The sequence below is a fragment of the Vibrio sp. A2-1 genome (assembly GCF_021728355.1).
GTDB classification, from domain to species: domain Bacteria; phylum Pseudomonadota; class Gammaproteobacteria; order Enterobacterales; family Vibrionaceae; genus Vibrio; species Vibrio splendidus_K.
Genome location: NZ_JAKKCO010000010.1, coordinates 59,617 through 79,928, shown reverse-complemented (window position 1 = coordinate 79,928; position 20,312 = coordinate 59,617). Strand labels below are relative to the sequence as shown.

Annotated in this window: 18 protein-coding genes, 1 pseudogene and 1 other annotated feature; of the genes and pseudogenes, 11 read left to right on the top strand and 8 right to left on the bottom strand. The window is 44.0% G+C overall.

Annotation, left to right across the window (positions count from 1 at the left end):
- Positions 1-203: 203 nt before the first annotated feature.
- Together arcA and L3V33_RS21005 are read right to left on the bottom strand one after the other, a co-directional pair.
- Positions 204-920, bottom strand: a complete 717-nt coding sequence (gene arcA / locus L3V33_RS21010; protein ID WP_004741534.1) for a two-component system response regulator ArcA — start codon at positions 918-920, stop codon at positions 204-206.
- Positions 921-1,292: 372 nt separating this feature from the next.
- Positions 1,293-1,451: pseudogene (locus L3V33_RS21005) on the bottom strand (ribonuclease activity regulator protein RraA).
- A gap of 47 nt (positions 1,452-1,498) precedes the next feature.
- Here L3V33_RS21005 and L3V33_RS21000 point away from each other — a divergent pair.
- Positions 1,499-1,984 (top strand): putative 4-hydroxy-4-methyl-2-oxoglutarate aldolase, encoded by a 486-nt coding sequence (locus L3V33_RS21000; protein WP_004734993.1) that lies wholly within the window; start codon positions 1,499-1,501, stop codon positions 1,982-1,984.
- A gap of 29 nt (positions 1,985-2,013) precedes the next feature.
- On the opposite strand, the gene L3V33_RS20995 is transcribed toward L3V33_RS21000, so the two are convergent.
- The gene (locus tag L3V33_RS20995) at positions 2,014-2,490 is read right to left on the bottom strand and encodes a ribonuclease regulator (protein WP_171308547.1); all 477 of its coding nucleotides are present in this window, start codon (positions 2,488-2,490) and stop codon (positions 2,014-2,016) included.
- A 316-nt stretch (positions 2,491-2,806) separates the two neighbouring features.
- Positions 2,807-2,925, top strand: a sequence feature (Thr leader region).
- Positions 2,926-2,954: 29 nt separating this feature from the next.
- Here L3V33_RS20995 and thrA point away from each other — a divergent pair.
- Genes thrA through thrC form a run of 3 tightly spaced genes read left to right on the top strand, consistent with a single transcriptional unit; the run spans position 2,955 to position 7,668 of the window.
- On the top strand, positions 2,955-5,414 hold the full coding sequence (gene thrA / locus L3V33_RS20990) for a bifunctional aspartate kinase/homoserine dehydrogenase I (protein WP_017087520.1): 2,460 nt from the start codon (positions 2,955-2,957) through the stop codon (positions 5,412-5,414).
- 17 nt (positions 5,415-5,431) lie between these two features.
- Positions 5,432-6,388 carry a homoserine kinase gene (gene thrB / locus L3V33_RS20985; protein ID WP_237291146.1) on the top strand — a complete coding sequence of 319 codons (957 nt, stop codon included), beginning with the start codon at positions 5,432-5,434 and terminating at the stop codon, positions 6,386-6,388.
- A complete protein-coding gene (gene thrC / locus L3V33_RS20980; protein ID WP_108155616.1) occupies positions 6,385-7,668 on the top strand; it encodes a threonine synthase in 1,284 nt (427 codons plus the stop codon). Before thrB ends, thrC begins: the two co-directional genes overlap by 4 nt.
- A 78-nt stretch (positions 7,669-7,746) precedes the next feature.
- Here thrC and grcA read toward each other — a convergent pair whose 3' ends face one another.
- Positions 7,747-8,124 (bottom strand): autonomous glycyl radical cofactor GrcA, encoded by a 378-nt coding sequence (grcA, locus tag L3V33_RS20975; protein WP_004734998.1) that lies wholly within the window; start codon positions 8,122-8,124, stop codon positions 7,747-7,749.
- A gap of 326 nt (positions 8,125-8,450) precedes the next feature.
- Between grcA and nfo the strand changes: the two genes are divergently transcribed.
- The 3 genes from nfo to L3V33_RS20960 all read left to right on the top strand — a co-directional run bounded on the left by nfo (position 8,451) and on the right by L3V33_RS20960 (position 11,099).
- A complete protein-coding gene (nfo, locus tag L3V33_RS20970; RefSeq protein WP_237291140.1) occupies positions 8,451-9,359 on the top strand; it encodes a deoxyribonuclease IV in 909 nt (302 codons plus the stop codon).
- A gap of 421 nt (positions 9,360-9,780) precedes the next feature.
- Complete coding sequence (ung, locus tag L3V33_RS20965) at positions 9,781-10,461, top strand: uracil-DNA glycosylase (protein WP_237291139.1); 681 nt, start codon at positions 9,781-9,783, stop codon at positions 10,459-10,461.
- A gap of 86 nt (positions 10,462-10,547) precedes the next feature.
- Positions 10,548-11,099, top strand: coding sequence for a hemerythrin domain-containing protein (locus tag L3V33_RS20960; protein ID WP_054547802.1), 552 nt, complete (start codon positions 10,548-10,550; stop codon positions 11,097-11,099).
- Positions 11,100-11,249: 150 nt separating this feature from the next.
- On the opposite strand, the gene L3V33_RS20955 is transcribed toward L3V33_RS20960, so the two are convergent.
- Complete coding sequence (locus L3V33_RS20955) at positions 11,250-11,438, bottom strand: DUF3545 family protein (protein ID WP_004735002.1); 189 nt, start codon at positions 11,436-11,438, stop codon at positions 11,250-11,252.
- 712 nt (positions 11,439-12,150) lie between these two features.
- Between L3V33_RS20955 and L3V33_RS20950 the strand changes: the two genes are divergently transcribed.
- Entirely contained in the window at positions 12,151-13,578 is a 1,428-nt protein-coding gene (locus L3V33_RS20950; protein WP_237291138.1) for a sodium:alanine symporter family protein, read from the top strand.
- A 278-nt stretch (positions 13,579-13,856) separates the two neighbouring features.
- Entirely contained in the window at positions 13,857-14,633 is a 777-nt protein-coding gene (yaaA, locus tag L3V33_RS20945) for a peroxide stress protein YaaA (RefSeq protein ID WP_017084789.1), read from the top strand.
- A gap of 176 nt (positions 14,634-14,809) precedes the next feature.
- On the opposite strand, the gene srmB is transcribed toward yaaA, so the two are convergent.
- Together srmB and L3V33_RS20935 are read right to left on the bottom strand one after the other, a co-directional pair.
- Entirely contained in the window at positions 14,810-16,075 is a 1,266-nt protein-coding gene (gene srmB, locus L3V33_RS20940) for an ATP-dependent RNA helicase SrmB (protein WP_054547801.1), read from the bottom strand.
- A 107-nt stretch (positions 16,076-16,182) separates the two neighbouring features.
- Positions 16,183-16,911, bottom strand: coding sequence for a methyltransferase (locus L3V33_RS20935; protein ID WP_004735006.1), 729 nt, complete (start codon positions 16,909-16,911; stop codon positions 16,183-16,185).
- Positions 16,912-17,225: 314 nt separating this feature from the next.
- Here L3V33_RS20935 and brnQ point away from each other — a divergent pair, with 314 nt between their 5' ends.
- Positions 17,226-18,539, top strand: a complete 1,314-nt coding sequence (gene brnQ / locus L3V33_RS20930; RefSeq protein ID WP_017077715.1) for a branched-chain amino acid transport system II carrier protein — start codon at positions 17,226-17,228, stop codon at positions 18,537-18,539.
- Between the two features lie 175 nt (positions 18,540-18,714).
- On the opposite strand, the gene fldB is transcribed toward brnQ, so the two are convergent.
- On the bottom strand, positions 18,715-19,236 hold the full coding sequence (gene fldB, locus L3V33_RS20925) for a flavodoxin FldB (protein ID WP_004735008.1): 522 nt from the start codon (positions 19,234-19,236) through the stop codon (positions 18,715-18,717).
- Between the two features lie 150 nt (positions 19,237-19,386).
- On the opposite strand from fldB, the gene xerD reads away from it, so the two are divergent.
- A complete protein-coding gene (gene xerD / locus L3V33_RS20920; protein ID WP_004735009.1) occupies positions 19,387-20,301 on the top strand; it encodes a site-specific tyrosine recombinase XerD in 915 nt (304 codons plus the stop codon).
- Positions 20,302-20,312: the final 11 nt, after the last annotated feature.

Below are 20,312 nucleotides of genomic sequence, written 5' to 3'. Positions count from 1 at the left end.
ACCTTAGCGATCAATGAACAATAAAAAAGGGAGAATGCATTGGCATTCTCCCTTTTTAATCACTATTGATTACGCTTCGACTGTTAGAAGTGCTATTGGTTTATAAGTACTATCAGTTTATAAGTACTAACGGTTTAGAAGTGCTATCGGTTTAGAACAGCTAACCGACGACAAGAACTAAACGGCCCGAAGCGCGAATCGAATTAGTCTTCTAGGTCACCACAAAAGCGGTAGCCTTCACCGTGAATCGTTGCGATGATTTCTGGCGTACCAGAAACAGACTCAAAGTGTTTACGAATACGACGGATTGTTACGTCTACAGTACGATCGTGTGGCTTAAGCTCACGGCCAGTCATCTTCTTAAGAAGGTCTGCACGTGTTTGGATCTTACCTGGGTTCTCACAGAAGTGAAGTAGAGCACGGAACTCTGAACGAGGTAGCTTGTAGCCTTCGCCATCTGGGCTAACCAGAGAACGACTGTTGATGTCTAGTACCCAACCATTGAACTCGTACTTCTCAACGCTACGCTTTTCTTCTTGAACAGAGCTTGTGCTCATTGAACGGTTAAGAAGGTTGCGTGCACGGATAGTCAGTTCACGAGGGTTGAAAGGCTTAGTGATGTAGTCATCAGCGCCGATCTCTAGGCCAAGGATCTTATCAACTTCATTATCACGACCCGTTAAGAACATAAGCGCTACATTTGCTTGCTCACGTAGTTCACGCGCAAGTAGTAGGCCATTCTTACCAGGAAGGTTGATGTCCATAATTACAAGGTTAACTTGGTTGTCAGATAGCACTTGGTGCATCTCTTCACCGTCGCTAGCCTCAAAAACAGCATATCCCTCTGCTTCAAAAATACTCTTTAGAGTGTTACGAGTTACTTGCTCATCTTCAACGATAAGAATCTGCGGGGTTTGCATTTGGCGGTACCTAAATTTGTGACGAAACTGTGCTAATAGAATAAATTCTAGGCAAAAACATAACATACAGGTAATGTATTTTTGATGATAACTTAAAGTTTTCAAAAAAACACTTACTTCCAGCTATCTGCCTTCCTTGAAGTATTGCCCAATAACGTAGATCCAGTACGCCTTTTAATCATTCTTTTAGTGATTGCAGAGGATTCTATAATGTTAACAGCATGCTAACAACGCGAGAATGTTAATTCCATTCACTTTGTTGATTTACATCAATTGCCGTATCGCAACAAACTTTAATAGTATGGCTACAACTTAACCAATGTTATGGTGATTATTTAGCAGCAAAACCAGAATGATTATTCGAGATAGTTCTTACATCTCGCCTGCTAAAGACCAGATTATGAACCAAGGAAGCTGAAAGCTGTCCTTAGAGTCTAGTAGATAAATATGCTCAATCAACTTTTATTCAGTAATAAATTGAGCATAGAATGATGAAAACAAAGGATTAATTTTAATAACATATAAAAGCATAGAGGCTCGCCTGACTTAATAGGTAACGCCTTACTCACGGAGGATATATGCACGATATAACACCCGACTTGTGTGATGAATTTGAGAGCAAAGTCACCCAACTGAACATGCCATTGCAGAACTTCGGTCAACGTGGTGCGTTCTGGGGGAAAATTGTAACAGTTCGTTGTTATCACGATAATTCCAAGGTTCGCGAGGTTTTAGAGACTGACGGCAGTGGCAAAGTGCTCGTCGTAGACGGTAATGGCTCGTGTCAGAAAGCACTGCTTGGTGATCAATTGGCGATTCTAGCTATAGAAAACGGTTGGGAAGGCGTGATTGTGAATGGTGCGGTTCGTGATGTAGCGATGATGGCGCAGATGGATCTTGGTATTCAAGCGCTTGGGGCATCACCATTTAAAACCGAGAAGCACGGTGTTGGGCAAGTTAATGTCACGCTCACGGTACACAATCAACTGATTCAGCCTGGTGACTATATATATGCTGATTGGAATGGTGTGCTAATTTCAACGGAATTGTTGATTGAATCTTAACGGGCTTATCAATCACGAAATGAGATAGATTAGAAACGAAATCCTAATCCCACTTCAACACCTTGCTGCCACTCTTCATAATCAAGGGTGGCATGCAAATCTAGATTGTCGGTCAGTTGTACTCGGCTTGAAACCTCAGCGGCGACCGACTTTTCACTGTCCTCGGTTTCATCTTTATAAGTGTGTAGAGAACTGTTGAAAGAGACTCTCTCTGAGAATTGATAGCTGACACCACTCAAGAATCCACTCTCATATTTTAGTGAATCACTATTAATACGTGTACCAACATAAAGGTCGACATCAGCAAACAGACTGTAAGAATAGCCACTATCGACTTTCCAAGTGTCAAAGCTTTCACTTGATGCATTTTGTGTTGAGATAAAAAACTTATGGGCAGAACGATCGATTTGACTGGGTAGCAAAGGCAAATTGTTTAACAGAGGTAGGCTGCTCGCTGAACAAACAACAGGCATAGCAAAGGCTAAAAGAATAAGTAATCTCTTCACTTCCCACTCCTGATGTCATTATTATTGTTCTTCAAACGTTATCGTTCAATTAAAGCACAAAATCTGTACGTTCGCTGCACAATCGATATGGCATTTTGTTATGGCTATATATGCAATGGGTTAACTTTGTTGTTCTGATATCAAACCCAACCTTTGAATTGTAGGCTTATAGCCGCTGTTTTATCCCTGAAATGGCGGTTTGCTCTGAAAAATGGTGTGAATGTAAAAAAAAATCAACTTTTCATTGACGTGTAGTGCTAAAAATTGATACACGTAGAGTAAAGCACAAGCAGAGAATTTGATATGCAGCACGTAAGCCACCTAGTAATGACCACCACCATTATTATTACCGACATTCACATTGTTGGGGCAGGCTGCTAAGTAACGGATTTTAAAAAAAAGGCCTGTATCCAACAAGATACAGGCCTTTTTTTGTACCATTTTTATGACTTATGGAGAAAGGGATGCGCGTTTTAAAGTTTGGAGGTTCATCATTAGCTGATGCAGATCGTTTTTTACGAGCAGCAGATATCATCGCTAATAATGCCCAGCAAGAAGAGCTAGCCGTTGTACTATCGGCTCCAGGAAAAACAACCAATAAGCTGGTTGCTGTAATTGAAGCAGCACTAAAAAATGGTGAAGCAGACGTACAGATCACCGAGATCGAATCATCATTCGCTGCATTGTTTGCAGAGATTCAAGCTGTATTGCCGTCAGTCGATGGCTCTGCATTTCAAGAGCAGGTCGATACCTCTCTTGCTCAACTTAAGCAGTTCGTGAATGGTATTAACCTACTGGGTATGTGTCCAAATCACGTAAATGCTCGCATCATCAGTAAAGGTGAGCGAATTTCAATCCAGTTGATGAAAGCGGTACTTGAAGCGAAAGGCCAACCGGCAAGCCTGATTGACCCAGTTCAATACCTATACGCTAAAGGTGACCACCTTGAAGCGATGGTCGATGTGGATGTTTCAACTCAGAACTTCCGTCAATCACCGCTTCCACAAGGTCACGTAAACATCATGCCGGGCTTTACGGCTGGTAATGAAAAAGGTGAGTTAGTAACGCTTGGTCGCAATGGCTCTGATTATTCAGCAGCGGTTCTAGCGGCATGTCTACGCGCTGATTGTTGTGAGATCTGGACAGATGTCGATGGTGTTTACAACTGTGATCCACGCTTAGTGGATGACGCTCGTCTGCTTAAATCGCTTAGCTACCAAGAAGCGATGGAGCTTTCTTACTTCGGCGCTTCGGTTCTACATCCGAAGACTATCGCTCCTATCGCGCAATTCCATATTCCTTGCCTAATCAAAAACAGCTTCAACCCACAGGGTGCAGGTACTTTGATCGGCCAAGACACTGGCGAAGATAACTTAGCAATCAAAGGCATCACTACGCTAAGTGACCTAACGATGGTTAACGTATCAGGCCCAGGTATGAAGGGCATGGTAGGTATGGCGAGTCGTGTATTCGGCGCGATGTCTTCTGCTGGCGTTTCTATCGTCCTTATTACTCAATCTTCTTCAGAGTACAGCATCAGCTTCTGTATTGAATCGGCTGACAAAGTGAAAGCGAAGCAAGTGCTGTCAGATGCGTTTGAACTTGAACTTAAAGATGGCTTATTAGAGCCTGTTGAGTTCATGGATGATGTTGCGATTGTGACGTTGGTGGGTGACGGTATGCGTACTTCACGTGGCGTTGCTTCTCAGTTCTTCTCTTCTTTAGCTGAAGTAAACGTCAACATCGTTGCTATCGCGCAAGGTTCTTCTGAGCGTGCGATCTCTGCGGTTATTCCTGAAGACAAAATCTCTGAAGCGATCAAAGCGTGTCACGAGAACCTATTTAACTCAAAGCACTTCCTTGACGTATTCGTTGTTGGTGTTGGTGGTGTTGGTGGTGAGCTTGTTGACCAGATCCAACGTCAACAAGGCAAACTGGCTGAAAAAGGCATCGTGATTCGCGTATGTGGTTTAGCAAACAGTAAAGGCTTGTTGCTAGATAGCGATGGTCTGCCGCTAGAGCAGTGGCGTGATCGCATGTCGAGCGCGACAGAAGAGTTTAGCTTAGCGCGCTTAAATGCACTTGTTCAACGTAACCACATTATCAATCCAGTATTGGTTGACTGTACGTCTAGCGAAGGCATTGCGGCGCAATACGCTGATTTCCTAGCGGCTGGTTTCCACGTGGTAACACCAAATAAGAAAGCAAATACAGCGAGCATGGCTTACTACCATCAGCTTCGTGAAGTTGCACGTAATTCACGTCGTAAGTTGATGTACGAGACAACAGTAGGCGCAGGTCTACCGGTCATCGAAAACCTACAGAACCTAATCTCTGCGGGTGATGAACTTGAGAAATTCAACGGCATTCTTTCTGGTTCACTGTCTTACATCTTCGGTAAGCTTGATGAAGGTATGACACTCAGTCAAGCAACCAATATTGCAAAAGATAACGGCTTTACTGAACCGGATCCTCGTGATGATTTATCGGGTATGGATGTGGCGCGTAAACTGCTTATTCTCGCTCGAGAAGCGGGCATGGCACTTGAGCTTGAAGATGTTGAAGTTGACCAAGCATTGCCACCGGGTTTTGATGATTCAGGCACGGTTGAAGAGTTTATGGCTCGCTTGCCAGAAGCGGATGCTTACTTCCAAGAACAGTCAGCGATCGCAGCAGAAGAAGGCAAAGTACTTCGTTATGTGGGTGAAATCGCCGATGGTAAGTGTAAAGTTCGTATCGCCGCTGTTGATGGCGACGACCCAATGTTCAAGATTAAAGATGGCGAGAACGCATTAGCATTCTACAGCCGTTACTACCAACCGATCCCTCTAGTATTACGTGGCTACGGTGCGGGTACTGAAGTTACAGCAGCAGGCGTATTCTCTGATGTGATGCGTACTCTTGGTTGGAAATTAGGAGTTTAGGAATGAGTTCAAGTGATATGGATGTTGTTGTTTATGCGCCTGCATCAATCGGCAATGTCAGTGTAGGATTTGATGTGCTGGGGGCTGCTGTGTCTCCAGTGGATGGCACGCTGCTCGGTGACCGAGTTATGGTTAAAGCCGGTGAGGAATCATTCTCACTAAAAACATCGGGCAGCTTTGTTTCTAAGTTGCCGACTGAAACCAAAGAAAATATTGTCTACGACTGTTGGGTTGTGTTCTCTCGTGAGTTAGACAAGAAAGGCGTTTCTGTTAAGCCTTTGGAGATGACACTAGAAAAGAACATGCCTATCGGTTCTGGTTTAGGTTCAAGCGCATGTTCAATAGTAGCTGCATTGGATGCTTTAAACCGTTTTCATGGTCAGCCATTGAATGAAACTGAACTGCTTGCTCTGATGGGCGAAATGGAAGGTAAAATTTCAGGTGGCATCCACTACGATAACGTTGCACCCTGTTACCTTGGTGGTGTGCAATTAATGCTGGAAGAGTTAGGTATCATTAGTCAAGAAGTGCCATGTTTTGATGACTGGTACTGGGTAATGGCATATCCGGGCATTAAGGTTTCAACGGCAGAAGCTCGCGAGATTCTACCTTCTCAATATCGTCGCCAAGATGTCATTGCTCATGGTCGCCATTTAGCGGGTTTCATCCATGCTTGCCACTCTGGTCAGCCAGAGCTAGCAGCGAAGATGATCAAAGACGTGATTGCTGAACCATATCGTGAGAAACTGCTTCCAGGGTTTGCTGATGCGCGTAAATACGCAACCTCAGCTGGAGCGCTTGCTACTGGGATCTCCGGTAGTGGTCCAACTCTATTTAGCATTTGCAAAGAACAAGATGTCGCCGAGCGTGTTGCACGCTGGTTAGAACAAAATTACGTACAAAACGAAGAAGGATTCGTCCACGTTTGTCGCTTAGATAAGCAAGGTTCGATCGTTACAGGAAGTGAGTTATGAAGCTGTACAACATCAAAGAAAATGACGAGCAAGTCTCTTTTGGCCAAGCCGTTCGTCAAGGTCTAGGCCGCAATCAAGGTCTATTTTTCCCATCTGAACTGCCAAAGTTTGATGACATCGATGCGCTACTAGCAGAGGACTTTGTCCCTCGTAGTTCAAAGATTCTTTCGGCTTTAATCGGCGATGAGCTACCAAAAGAACAGGTTGCTCAATTGGTAGATGCGGCGTTCCAGTTCCCTGCACCTATCAAGCAAGTAAAAGATGGTGTTTACGCGCTTGAGCTTTTCCACGGCCCAACACTCGCGTTTAAAGATTTTGGTGGCCGCTTTATGGCTCAATCTTTAGCAGCTGTTTCAGATGGTGGTCAAATCACTATTTTAACGGCAACATCAGGTGATACTGGTGCGGCGGTTGCGCACGCTTTCTACGGTATGGAAGACATCAATGTTGTGATCCTTTACCCGAAAGGCAAGATCAGCCCACTGCAAGAGAAGCTGTTTTGTACGCTAGGTAAGAACATCCATACTGTGGCGATCGATGGCGACTTTGATGCGTGTCAGGCGCTAGTGAAAGATGCATTTGACGATGCTGAGCTGCGTAAAGAGATTGGCCTTAACTCGGCAAACTCAATCAACATCAGCCGTTTGATGGCTCAGATCTGTTACTACTTTGAAGCGGCTTCTCAGCTAACCAAAGAGCAACGTGAGAACCTTGTTATCTCAGTACCAAGTGGTAACTTTGGTAACCTTACAGCAGGTCTACTTGCTAAAGCACTAGGCCTACCTGTGAAGCGTTTCATTGCTGCAACCAACGAAAATGACACGGTTCCTCGTTACCTAGAAACAGGTCAATGGGATCCAAAGCCAACGGTAGCAACAACATCAAACGCGATGGACGTAAGCCAACCAAACAACTGGCCTCGTATCGAAGAGCTTTGCCAACTGAAAGGTTGGGGCTTAGATACACTAGGTAAAGGTAAGGTATCTGACGAGCAAAGTGCTGAGTCAGTACGTGACCTAAAAGTACAGGGTTACCTATGTGAACCACATGGTGCGATTGCTTACCGTCTACTGGAAGAGCAACTGCAAGAGAACGAAACTGGTCTGTTCTTGTGTACTGCACACCCAGCGAAATTCAAAGAAGTGGTTGATGATATTTTAGGTACGGATATTGAACTGCCAGGCCCGCTAGCAAAACACGCGGCGATGGAGTTGTTATCTGAAGATCTTGATAATGATTTTGAAGCGCTAAAAGTCGTGCTTCGTCGAGTTCAACCGTAACGTACATCTGTATTGTTGAACAAATAAAAACGGCGCTCAATGAGCGCCGTTTTTGTATTCTAATTCAAGCTCTAAAAATTATAGAGACTCAGTGAACGTACGTGCGATAACGTCACGTTGCTGTTCAGTCGTTAGAGAGTTGAAACGTACAGCGTAACCCGATACACGGATAGTTAGCTGTGGGTAGTTCTCTGGGTTAGCAACTGCATCTTCTAACGTTTCACGCTTAAGAACGTTAACGTTTAGGTGTTGACCGCCTTCGATGCGTGGTGCTGCTTCGATTGCAACTTCACGGCTTTCGTAGTCGCCTAGGTCTGCAGCTGAGATAACTTGGTCAGCTTCGAAACCTGCAGTAGCAACAACACAACGAGCTTCATTCTTTTCGTTGTCTAGTAGCCAGATTGAGTTTAGTAGGTCATCGTTTGCTGCTTTAGTAATTTGAATACCTTGGATCATAACTATCTCCTAGTCCACTGAATGTGGTTTGATTATGGTGTTAACTTTCGATTTTTGTTGAGCTGGGTAATATATACCTAATATCTGTAAGGTTAACATTGATTTAAGTCAAAAAACAACCAAAAACCATATTTTTACAAAGGTGATTATATTGAGGTAAATCAATAAAACCTTTGAAAACAAAGTAATTACAAAATATTTTAAAGTATAAAAAATATTTAACAGTCTTATTTGTTGTAAGTTTACTACATTTGTTGTGTTTTTATTGAACTACAAACGATACGACCCTTTATTTATTAAGCATCCTGAAAGTGTAAAGTGATTTAATGACAAACAATAATTCATCTTCAAAACCTCAAACCAATATTAAGTTTATTGGTGCTCATGTGTCTGCTGCTGGTGGTGTTGATCAGGCGCCAATGCGCGCAAGAGAGATCGGTGCCAATGCTTTTGCGCTGTTTACCAAAAACCAAAGACAGTGGGCAGCAAAGCCGCTGGAAGCGAAAACCATTAGTGCGTTTAAAGCCAACTGTAAGATGTTGGGCTTTAGTGCTGAGAATATTCTTCCTCATGACTCCTACCTTATTAACCTAGGAGCACCAGAAGAAGAGAAGCTAGAGAAATCGCGTGCGGCTTTTATTGATGAAATGGAGCGTTGTAATCAACTAGGACTCACGCTTTTGAATTTTCATCCTGGGAGTCATTTGAAGAAAATCTCAGAAAGCGAATGTTTGGCCAAGATCGCTGAGTCGATCAACTTGGCTCACCAAGCGGTGCCTGATGTCATTGCAGTGATTGAGAATACCTCAGGGCAGGGGACTAATCTGGGTTGGAGGTTTGAGCACCTAGCAGAGATCATCGACCAAGTAGAAGATAAGTCGCGTGTCGGTGTGTGTTTAGATACTTGCCATACGTTTACGGCCGGTTATGACCTACGAACAAAAGAAGCGTGTGAGCATACTTTTGCAGAGTTCGAGCGCATAGTGGGTATGCACTATCTAAGAGCAATGCACATCAATGATTCAAAAGCTGAGTTCGCAAGCCGAGTTGATCGACACCATTCTTTAGGAAAAGGTGAGATTGGCTGGGATTGTTTTGAGTATATTGCCTCGGATTCTCGCTTTAATGGTATTCCTCTTATCTTGGAAACCATTGATTCGACGATCTGGAAAGAGGAAATTCAACAACTTAGAATGTTTCATCGCTCAGCAACGGTAGTCAGCGAAGAAGCGTAATAATAGAGGAGAAAATTTATTTCCGTCTATTTCTAAAAATTGGCACCTTTCTTTCATAGTACTAAAGTGAATATGTAGTTCACGATGTCTTACAGGAGGTGCCTTTATGTATTCAATCACCCAAACTTCAACTTCAACTTCAACTTCAACTTCAACTGTTGCTGTCGCCAGCCGTTTACCGACACCAAATCGTCACGTGCATAGTCATGGCCACCATCGTACACAGCAAAAAAGTGGTTAATTGAGATAAACACAACTTGAACTGATTATTATGATTCATCAACAAGTGAACCCTACACATCATGTTTATTGATAGCTGTATGAGGTATAACTAGAGCCTTATTCAGGACAGTTAGCCGATACAGCTATTTTTTTGTCTGGCGAAAGCCGCTAGAAACATTGATTATTGGGAAGTAAAACGATGAGCGCACCAAAGAGTTGGGAATCCATTATTAATGATGAACGTGACAAAGAGTACTTTCAGAGTGTTCTCGCTTTTGTCGAACAGCAACGTAATAGTGGAAAAACCATCTACCCTCCTCAAGAGCAAGTGTTCAGTGCTTTCGATATGACGCCTTTTGAGTCTGTACGCGTGGTTATCCTTGGGCAAGACCCTTATCACGGCGCTAAGCAAGCTCACGGTTTAGCATTCTCTGTGCTACCTGGCGTTAAAATTCCACCGTCTCTACGAAATATGTACAAAGAACTCGCACAAGATGTAGACGGCTTTGAGATCCCGAGTCATGGTTACCTCGACACTTGGGCATCTCAAGGGGTATTAATGTTGAATACGGTACTGACAGTAGAAGAGGCAAAAGCACACTCACATGCTAAGTGTGGTTGGGAAACCTTTACCGATGCCATCATTGCTGAGCTAAATCAGCGTTCTGAGCCGGTCATATTCTTACTGTGGGGCGCACATGCCCAAAAGAAAGGCCAAGCTATTGATGAAAACAAGCATCATGTTTTGGTCGCTCCTCATCCATCGCCATTATCCGCCCGTCGTGGCTTCTTTGGTTGTCAGCATTTCTCAACAACCAACAAGCTACTTTCTTCTATGGATCAACAACCTATAGATTGGCGATTACCAACAGAGTTGTAGGTTGGTGGTTTTCTGAGCAGGGTCAAATCATAAATGAGCATCTTCGTATACACTTGTAAATAGTAGGTGTAATGGAGTGCAATACTATGATGATTGAAAGGATAAGACGAGAGCATGGCTATATGGCTCGTTTGCTCGCGATACTCAACAATAAGTTAGAGCATCTAAAACAAGAGCGAGAAATAAACTATAGCTTGATCGCAGAGGTGGTTCATTATCTCATGAACCATTCAGATAAGGTGCATCACCCGAAAGAAGACGTTATTTATCGTTACTACCTCAAGCAATATGGCAGCGAGCAAATGATTGAAGACTTGGAGCTGGAACATCAATTGCTTTCTGAGAAAACAGCGGACTTTTTAGGTGTGGTCGATATGATCCTCCAAGATGCGGTTGTTCCTCAACAAGTCTTTATTGAACAGCTTGAAGCCTTTGTTAAAGCTCAACGAAAGCACATGGAATATGAAGAGAAGCATGTGTTACCGATGATTGTGAAGGCATTCACGGTCAAAGATTGGCAAGAAGTAGAGTCTCAATGGCTTCAACCGGAAGATGACCCTGTCTTTGGAGAGACAATTGCCGATCAGTACCGCCAACTTGCGGCTCGTGTTCGACAGAATGAGCAAGAGTGCGTGTAGCCCGTTGTCGTATTGAAACGCTGCTATTATTAGGCGCTCTCTATTAAGATGCTCGCTTTCAAATTGTGCTCTAAATCGAAGAGTGGTTTCATACAATAAAAAAGGCACCTGTATAGGTGCCTTTTGCTATCTGATTTCTTGTCGTGCAGATTAAAGCTTTATATCATCAAGGCTAAAATCGAGACCGAGATTCATCTCTCTGAGCTCTTTCTCAAGCTGTCTACGATCGTTGATAGCCTCGATTTCACGCCATTTACGCTTGAGCGGTTTAGAGCGAGTTTTTTGAGTTGCACGAGGCATTTCTAGTTCTGATAGTTCATCGAATTGAAAGCTATCCATAAGCCATATCTCCTTCCGTGGGAATCGTTCTTACGAACCATTAAATATCATATTTAGGTTCACAATAACCTTGATTTGTTTCTCATTTGTTTCAAATCTATGAAGGTTTTGTTCTGTTTTCTTATGCATGCTCACACATTTTGGGGATTTTTATGTACAAAAAACAAGCAAACAAACCTAAGTAAACGATTAAATTAGGGGTTATGGAATGTTAATTCATTGTGCGAATGGAATGGTATTTTTACTACACTGCATTTAAGTGCGTATTGTGCCGTGCGGTAGAGGGTTCTCATTGCCCTAGAAAAAAATACAGATCTTCACTATACCTTGTAAAACCTAGGCTGACGTCATCTTTATAGGATGTCGTTCTTGTTTTGGAGGTGCCTTGGTTGTTGTTGATATTATGTCCCGATAATGTGACTTTTATTGGGCTGTATTGTTGAAAATTGTGTTAACAAAAGGTGTGTTATTAGTGAAATGTCATTTTAATATAAATGTATCTGCATATTGATTTTTAGGCCGTCTCGCTGCATTATCCGCCCGTCAAAAAATACACTGATACGTAAAATGGATGCATGAAGCGACATTTACAATCTAGATCGCAACAAATAAATATAAATCTAATGCCGACACAACTATTGACACTGGCATAGGTGATCTAGAGGAAGGCTCGGAAGCAAGATCGGTGCTTAAACTCAATTACGAGGTTCACGTGACAGACTTAATCAATTTGATGAACGATCTCCTTTGGGGATCTATCTTAGTTTACTTACTCGTTGGTGTGGGTATCTACTTCACTGTACGACTAGGCTTCATTCAATTCCGCCATTTCGGCCACATGTTCTCTGTTCTTAGAAACAGCCGTAAAGCAGACAGTGCTGGTATCTCTTCTTTCCAAGCTCTTTGTACTAGTCTTGCTGCTCGTGTAGGTACAGGTAACATGGCAGGTGTTGCTGTGGCACTAACCGCCGGTGGCCCTGGTGCTATCTTCTGGATGTGGCTAATCGCCATGCTAGGTATGGCAACATCATTTGCAGAAAGCACACTAGCTCAGCTATACAAAACGCGTGATAACGACGGTAACTACCGTGGCGGCCCTGCATACTACATGGAGAAAGGCCTAGGTATGCGTTGGATGGGGGTTCTATTCTCTATCTTCCTAATCATCGCATTTGGTCTAGTATTCAACGCGGTTCAAGCGAACGCGATTGCAAGTGCAATGAACACGGCATTCGACTTTGAGCGTGGCTACGTTGGTGTTGGTATCGTAATTATCTCTGCATTCGTTATCTTCGGTGGTATCCGTAAGATTGCCCGCACTGCAGAAATTATTGTTCCAATCATGGCACTGGCTTACTTAGCTATCGCTATCTACGTAATGCTAATGAACATTGAGAAAGTGCCTGAAGTTCTGGCTCTTATCTTCAAGAGTGCATTCGGTCTGCAAGAAGCAGCAGCTGGTGGCCTAGGTTACGCGATCGCACAAGCGATGATTAACGGCATCAAACGTGGTTTGTTCTCGAACGAAGCGGGTATGGGTTCTGCGCCAAACGCAGCAGCTTCTGCTACGCCTTACCCACCGCACCCAGCATCGCAAGGTTATGTGCAAATGCTAGGTGTGTTCATGGACACAATTGTTATCTGTTCTGCAACAGTAGCAATCATCCTGATGTCTGGTGAATATGTACCACACGGTGAAGTAACGGGTATCGAACTAACGCAACGTGCACTAACGGCACAAGTGGGCGAATGGGGTGGCATCTTTGTAGCGGTAGCGATTTTCTTCTTCGCTTTCACTTCAATCATTGCAAACTACTCGTACGCTGAAACAAACCTTATCTTCCTAGAGCACAACAACAAGAAGGGCCTCGTGCTGTTCCGTATCGTTGTACTGGGTATGGTTATGTTCGGTTCTTTGGCGACATTGCCAACGGTATGGGCATTGGCTGACGTATCGATGGGTCTAATGGCGATTGTGAACTTGGTAGCGATCATCTTGCTATCGGGCATCGTGATTAAGCTAGCGAAAGACTACAACCGTCAATTAGACGCGGGTAAAGTACCCACGTTTGATGCGGATGATTTCCCAGAGCTTAAGGCTCAATTGGAAGATGGTATTTGGGTTAACAACAAGAAGTAATCTTGTTGGAGTGATTCATCACTCATCCTAAAATCATTAGAAAGGCTAAGGTTTCGACCTTAGCCTTTTTCTTTGCCTGCGATTTCTATCTGTTTGCAATTTCTATCTGTCTGCGATTTTTCTTGGTGAGTAATTTTTACTTTGTCTGCGACCTTTTCTTTGTAAGCGACTTATCGCTAGATCTGTCTATCAAAGTAATAGGAAGAGTCATAAAGACAAGTTGATGTTTTTTCTATACTCTAGCTGCATCCAGTTAGATAACCGATTAGGGTAAAGTTATGTTAGTTGTCGTTTCTCCAGCCAAGACATTAGATTACGAATCACCATTAGCGACTGAGCGCTTCAGCCAGCCAGAGTTTGTTGAACACTCTGCAGAGCTTATTGAAGAGTGCCGCAAGCTGACACCTGCTGATGTTTCAGCTCTGATGAAAGTAAGCGATAAGATTGCTGGGCTGAACGTAGCGCGCTTTGAGCAATGGAGCGAGACCTTTACCCAAGACAACGCACGCCAAGCAATCCTAGCCTTTAAGGGCGATGTGTATACTGGCCTAGATGCTGAAACACTGTCGGACGATGATTTTGACTACGCACAGAATCACCTGCGCATGCTTTCTGGCTTATATGGGTTATTGAAGCCATTGGATTTGATGCAGCCTTACCGCCTAGAGATGGGCACACGCTTAGCTAATGAGCGTGGTACTAACTTGTACCAGTTCTGGGGCAATATCATCACAGATAAACTGAATGAAGCGTTGAATGCTCAAGGCGATAATGTGTTGATCAACCTAGCATCGAACGAATACTTTAAAGCGGTGAAGCCGAAGAGCCTTGATGGTCAAATCATCACGCCAGTTTTTAAAGACTGTAAGAATGGTCAGTACAAGGTGATCAGTTTTTACGCCAAGAAAGCGCGTGGCATGATGGCTCGCTACATCATTGAAAACAAAATCGATTCAGTGGAAGCGCTGACCAAATTTGATACGGCGGGTTACTACTTCGTTGAAGAAGAGTCGAATGCGAAAGAGCTTGTCTTCAAGCGTGAAGAGCAAAACTAGTAGCTCTTGGTTAATTAGTCACTCTTAGTTAATGAGTTCCTCTCGGTTTGAGTTTGAAATTAGAGGCCTAGTTATTTAGCCTGATAACAAGCCAGACAATAATAAACCAGACAAAGAAAAGCCCCATGCAGATAACTGCATGGGGCTTTTTATTGAATCATTGAAAGGCGGTTAGATTACTTGTTCTTAACAGCTTTCTTTTTCTTAGCGATTTTCTTTTTCTTAGCAATTTTTTGCTTCGCGACCGCTTTCTTGTCTTCTTTCTTCGGTTTCTTCTTCTTCGTTACCGCGGCTTTCTTATGCGTTGGGCGCATGCCTTCGATGAAGCGTTCTTTGATCGCATCTTCAGTGTAACGAGCCACACGTTCAATCATTAGCTGATCGTGCGCTTCAATGATAGAAACCGCGTTACCTTTCTTACCTGCACGAGCCGTACGGCCAATACGGTGAAGGTAGACATCTGCTGTACGCGGCATGTCATAGTTAATAACGTGGCTCACATCTGGAAGATCGATACCACGAGCTGCGACGTCAGTTGCCAGCAGTACGTTGATAGAACCATCGCGGAAACGAGAAATCGCGTTGTTACGACGATCTTGAGGCATTTCACCTTGGATCCATACACATGGAATCTGTGCACTTTCTAGTTGACCTCGTAGCTCACCTAGGCGATCACGCGTCTTCAAGAAGATGATGCTGCGTTCAGCTTGCTCTGTGATGATATGTTTTAGGATATCAAGCTTGTGCTTAGCTGAATCGGCGCGGTGATACCATTGAGTGATCTTCTTACGTTCACGCAGTGATGATTTAGCATCGATCTCTGCTGGGTTTTTCAGTAGATCTTCAGTGAAACCTTCAATGCCTTTACCTTCTAGCGTTGCTGAGAACAGTAAAGTTTGTTTACGCCAGCGACATTCTGCAGACAGACGGTCAACAACAGGGCCAAAGCCCATGTCTAGCATACGGTCGGCTTCATCGAGAACTAGCCATTCAATCGCACGACAATCGAAACGCTCGCCTTCGATGTACTCCATTAGACGACCGGGTGTTGCCACCACGATATCTTGGGTTGTACTTAAGATGTCAGCGTGCTCTTGGTACATCACACCGCCCGTGATCGTAAAGATGTTCAGGCTGGTGTATTTAGCAAGCTCACGTGCTTGTTCGGTGATCTGCATTGCTAGCTCACGCGTTGGCGTCAGGATAAGCATACGTGCAGGGCCAGATTTCTTACGTGGGAAATCCAGTAGGTATTGCAGTGCTGGCAATACAAATGATGCTGTTTTACCAGTACCTGTTGGCGCAGAAGCCAAAACGTCTCTTCCATCTAACGCTTGCGGGATTGCTTCAGCTTGTATCTGTGTTGGACGTTCGTAGCCCATTTCGTCAATTGCTTTAAGCAGCTCTTGGTTTAGATCGAGTTCTGCAAAGGTTCTGATCACTGTTGTTTCTCCACAAGCAATAAATGTTTCTGCCTCAAAAAGCAGACGATAAAAAAGAGTAGTCGGACATTATAGAAGCATTAGTGATTAGGATCACATGGTATTTGCTACATCTTGAGATAAAAATCTTTAGTAAGGGCAATAAATGCCTCGCTATAACCGCCATCGTGATGGATCGTAAGCGATTCACGCTGCAAATCTTGCTCACAAACAGGATCTTTAGACAATTCAAACAGGACTCGAATTGCCGGTTTTCTGTCTGTTGTTTTTACATCAAGGCGCTTCGCTAGGTACCAACCACATTGTTGGGCAAGCTTGATGAAGCCTTCTCCCTCGGTCGTCGGCAGTATAAAACTGGCTGTGGCGGCATCGGTCGTTATCTCGAAACAACGCTGAGCAAGCTCAAGGTGATCCAAGCTGTTGGTGTGCCTCGCGGTGGCTCTTTGGCTTTGCTGTGCCTGCTCTCCAGAGTTGAAGTAGGGCGGATTACAAATTATTGCATCAAATCGTTGCGAGAAATCCGTGGTTAACACGCTGCCATGATGAAGGGAGATGCGATCTTGCCAAGGCGACTGCTCAATATTGACGGTTGCTGCATCAATAGCGTGCTGATCAATATCTATCGCAGAGATTGAAGCATCCTCAAAACGCTGCGCGGCCATCAAGGCCAACAGACCTGTTCCTGTTCCAATATCGAGTACACATGATCTTTGTGGCAGGCTTACCCAAGCGCCAAGTAACACGCCATCGGTACTGACGGGCATGCCACTTTGTCCTCCGTAAATAGAGAATTTTTTGAAATTGAAGCTTTTGGTTTCGGTTTTTTTGTCTTTCATGAATGTTCTGGATATCGATATTTTTTAAGTGATTAGCTCTAATGTTAATTAATTGTATGGCTCAATGTTCTATTTGAGAATTCATTGTTGTTAATTATGGTTAGTTTATAATTATGGCAATATTTCCATATCTAGTGGAATCCACTGCTTTTGGTTCTCAAATGCAAATTTATATGGTGTTTTTTTGTGGTGACTTGCAGCTAGCCAAGTGTTTCGTCATTATGCGCGACTATTTTATAGATTGATTGGCAGCTTCTTGCTGTAACATTCACGTAAGCACAACATAAATTCATAAATATAATTAAGGATTATCTGTGAAACAGAGTCTAAAACTAACAGATATAATGGCATTGGGCTTTATGCTTTTTGCGTTTTTCTTAGGTGCGGGTAACATCATCTTCCCACCTCTTGCTGGCCAATTAGCTGGTGACCACTTTCTTCCAGCGATGTCTGGTTTCCTGCTGACCGCCGTTGGTCTGCCGTTAATCACTATCGTCGCAGTTGCAGTGGCTGGTGGCTCTTGGGGTCATCTAACCAAAGATCTTCCAAAGCGAGCTGCAACTATCATGGCTGTGCTGATCTTTATCATCATCGGTCCTGCATTTGCTGCGCCACGTACCGGCCTTGTTGCTTATGAGATGGCGGTGAAACCGTTCTTCATCGATGCCTCTCAAGCTCACCTCACTCTTTTTTCGATTGCATTCTTTGTGGTAGCGATGTTCTTCTCATGGTCGCAAGGTAAGCTTATCGACGTAATCGGTAAGGTACTGACACCTGCACTATTTGTTGGTTTGGTTGTACTGGCAGTTGCTGTGTTCGTTAACCCACAAGGCGACATTCTTGCGGCTCACGGTGAGTACATTACTCAGCCACTGACCAAAGGTTTCCTTGAAGGCTACAACACCATGGATACGTTTGCTTCATTGATGTTTGGTATGCTGATCGTTGATGCGATTCGCAGCAAGGGCATTACTGATCGTGCAGCGACGACTAAGTACCTTATCAGCGCAGGTTGTATTGCCGCGGCTGGTCTAGCGTTTGTTTACATCTCTTTGTTCTTCCTAGGCGCAACAAGTGCAACAGTTGCAGCGGGTGCGGACAATGGCGGTGCTATCTTAAGCCTTTACGTTCAATCACTGTTTGGCCCATCAGGTCAGCTAGTGCTTTCGGTGATCGTATTACTGGCGTGTCTAACAACGGCGATTGGCCTTGTTTCAGCATGTTCTGATTACTTCAGCTCGCTCACGCCTTTGTCTTACAAGACTTGGGTAATCATTAATGGTGTAGCTTGTGCAACCGTAGCGAACGTTGGTCTTTCTCAACTGATTTCTCTGTCTGTTCCAGTACTGTTTGCACTGTACCCAGTAGCTATCGCTCTAGTCGCACTGACGTTCTTGCGTAGCCGTTTCCCTAATCCAAAAGCCGCTTACCGTGTGGTTGTATTAGTGTCTCTACTGTTTGCTCTTATTGATGGTGCTAAAGTAGCGGGTGTCGATGTGTCTGCACTTAAGATGCTGCCATTGTTCGAGATCGGTATGGGTTGGTTACTTCCAACTGCTGCAGCAATCATCTGCATGTTCTTTGTTGGTAAAGCAACAGAACAAGAGATGGCTGAAGAGACCGTTTAATCTTCCGTTGAGATTAGATTGTCCTTCGAGATGAAATAGAAAAGGCCTCATTACTTCGCAGTAATGAGGCCTTTTTGTATCTAATCGATGATGTTCTTTCTGCCTGAAGCTTTTAGTTCTTAGTTCTTAGCCCTTAGCTCGTAGTGCTTAGTTCTGAACTCTAAGGAAGCAGAACTTATAGCTTTTCGCTGTACTCGACGAGTACTTGTTCAACCCAAGTTGCGATGCGTTCGTCGCTGAGTTCGTACTGTGAATCTTCATCCAGAGCTAAGCCGACGAACTGAGATTTGTCTTCCGTTAACGCTTTAGATGCTTCAAACTCGTAGCTGTCATCGTTTGGCCAGAAGCCGACAAATTCAGCGCCTGCGGTTTTCAGTTCATCATGCAATAGTCCCATCGCATCTAAGAACCACTCACCGTAGCCCTCTTGGTCACCTAGACCAAACAGAGCCACAACCTTGCCTTTCATAGGCGTTGTTGCGATGTCTTCCCACAACTCATTCCAGTCTTCTTGAATTTCACCGAAATCCCACGTTGAGATACCAAGCAGTAAAAGGTCGTAGTCCGCCATAAAAGAAAGAGGGGTTTCTTTCACGTTATGGATATCAACTAGGTCTTCACCAATAATGCCGCGAATTTTCTCTGCTGCCATTTCGGTATAGCAGGTGGTTGAGCCGTAAAATAATCCAATTTTCATAGCAAACGTTCGATTTTAATTTCAGATGGCGAATTCTAACCATAAATCGACTTCGATTGCAGCGATTATCCGCTCAAGTCGTAATTTTTATGGCATTCATATTTGCTCTGACATACTCTCAAAACAGTTTCCAATATTGTGAGTAACACTATGCAGTCGCCTCAAGGGCAGAGCGCAGACCACGGTCTCGTTGAGCAGTTTTTAGATGCTATGTGGATGGAGCGAGGGTTATCGGAGAATACGCTTGTCTCATATCGCACCGATTTGTCCAAGCTTCTAACGTGGATGGAAAAGAACAATTACCGCCTCGACTTTATTAGCCTTTCAGGGTTGCAGGATTATCAAGGTTGGTTAGCTGACGCCGATTTTAAGCAGACTTCCCGTGCTCGCATGTTGTCGGCGATTCGTCGCTTGTTCCAATACTTGCACCGCGAGAAAGTGAGAGGCGATGACCCGAGTGCATTGTTGATCAGCCCTAAGCTGCCACAGCGCTTGCCAAAAGATTTGAGTGAAGAGCAAGTTAATGCACTGCTAGAGGCTCCTGATCCCAATGACCCTATTGAGCTTCGCGATAAAGCGATGCTTGAGTTATTATATGCAACTGGTCTTCGTGTTACCGAGTTAGTCAGTTTGACGATGGAAAATATCAGTCTAAGACAAGGCGTGGTGCGTGTTATTGGTAAAGGCGGTAAAGAGCGCTTGGTGCCAATGGGCGAAAATGCCGTGGACTGGATTGAGACTTTTATTGAACAAGGTCGGCCACAACTGCTCGGCGAAAACAGTTCTGATGTGGTTTTTCCGAGTAAACGCGCCAAGCAAATGACCCGTCAGACGTTCTGGTATCGTATTAAGCATTACTCGGTTGTTGCTGGTATAGATACAGAGCTATTGTCACCACACGTATTAAGACATGCTTTTGCGACTCATTTACTGAACTATGGTGCAGATCTCAGGGTCGTACAGATGTTGCTTGGGCATAGTGACTTATCGACAACCCAAATTTATACTCACGTGGCGACCGAAAGGCTGAAGCAAATTCACGCGCAGCATCACCCACGTGCTTAAATCCATTTATT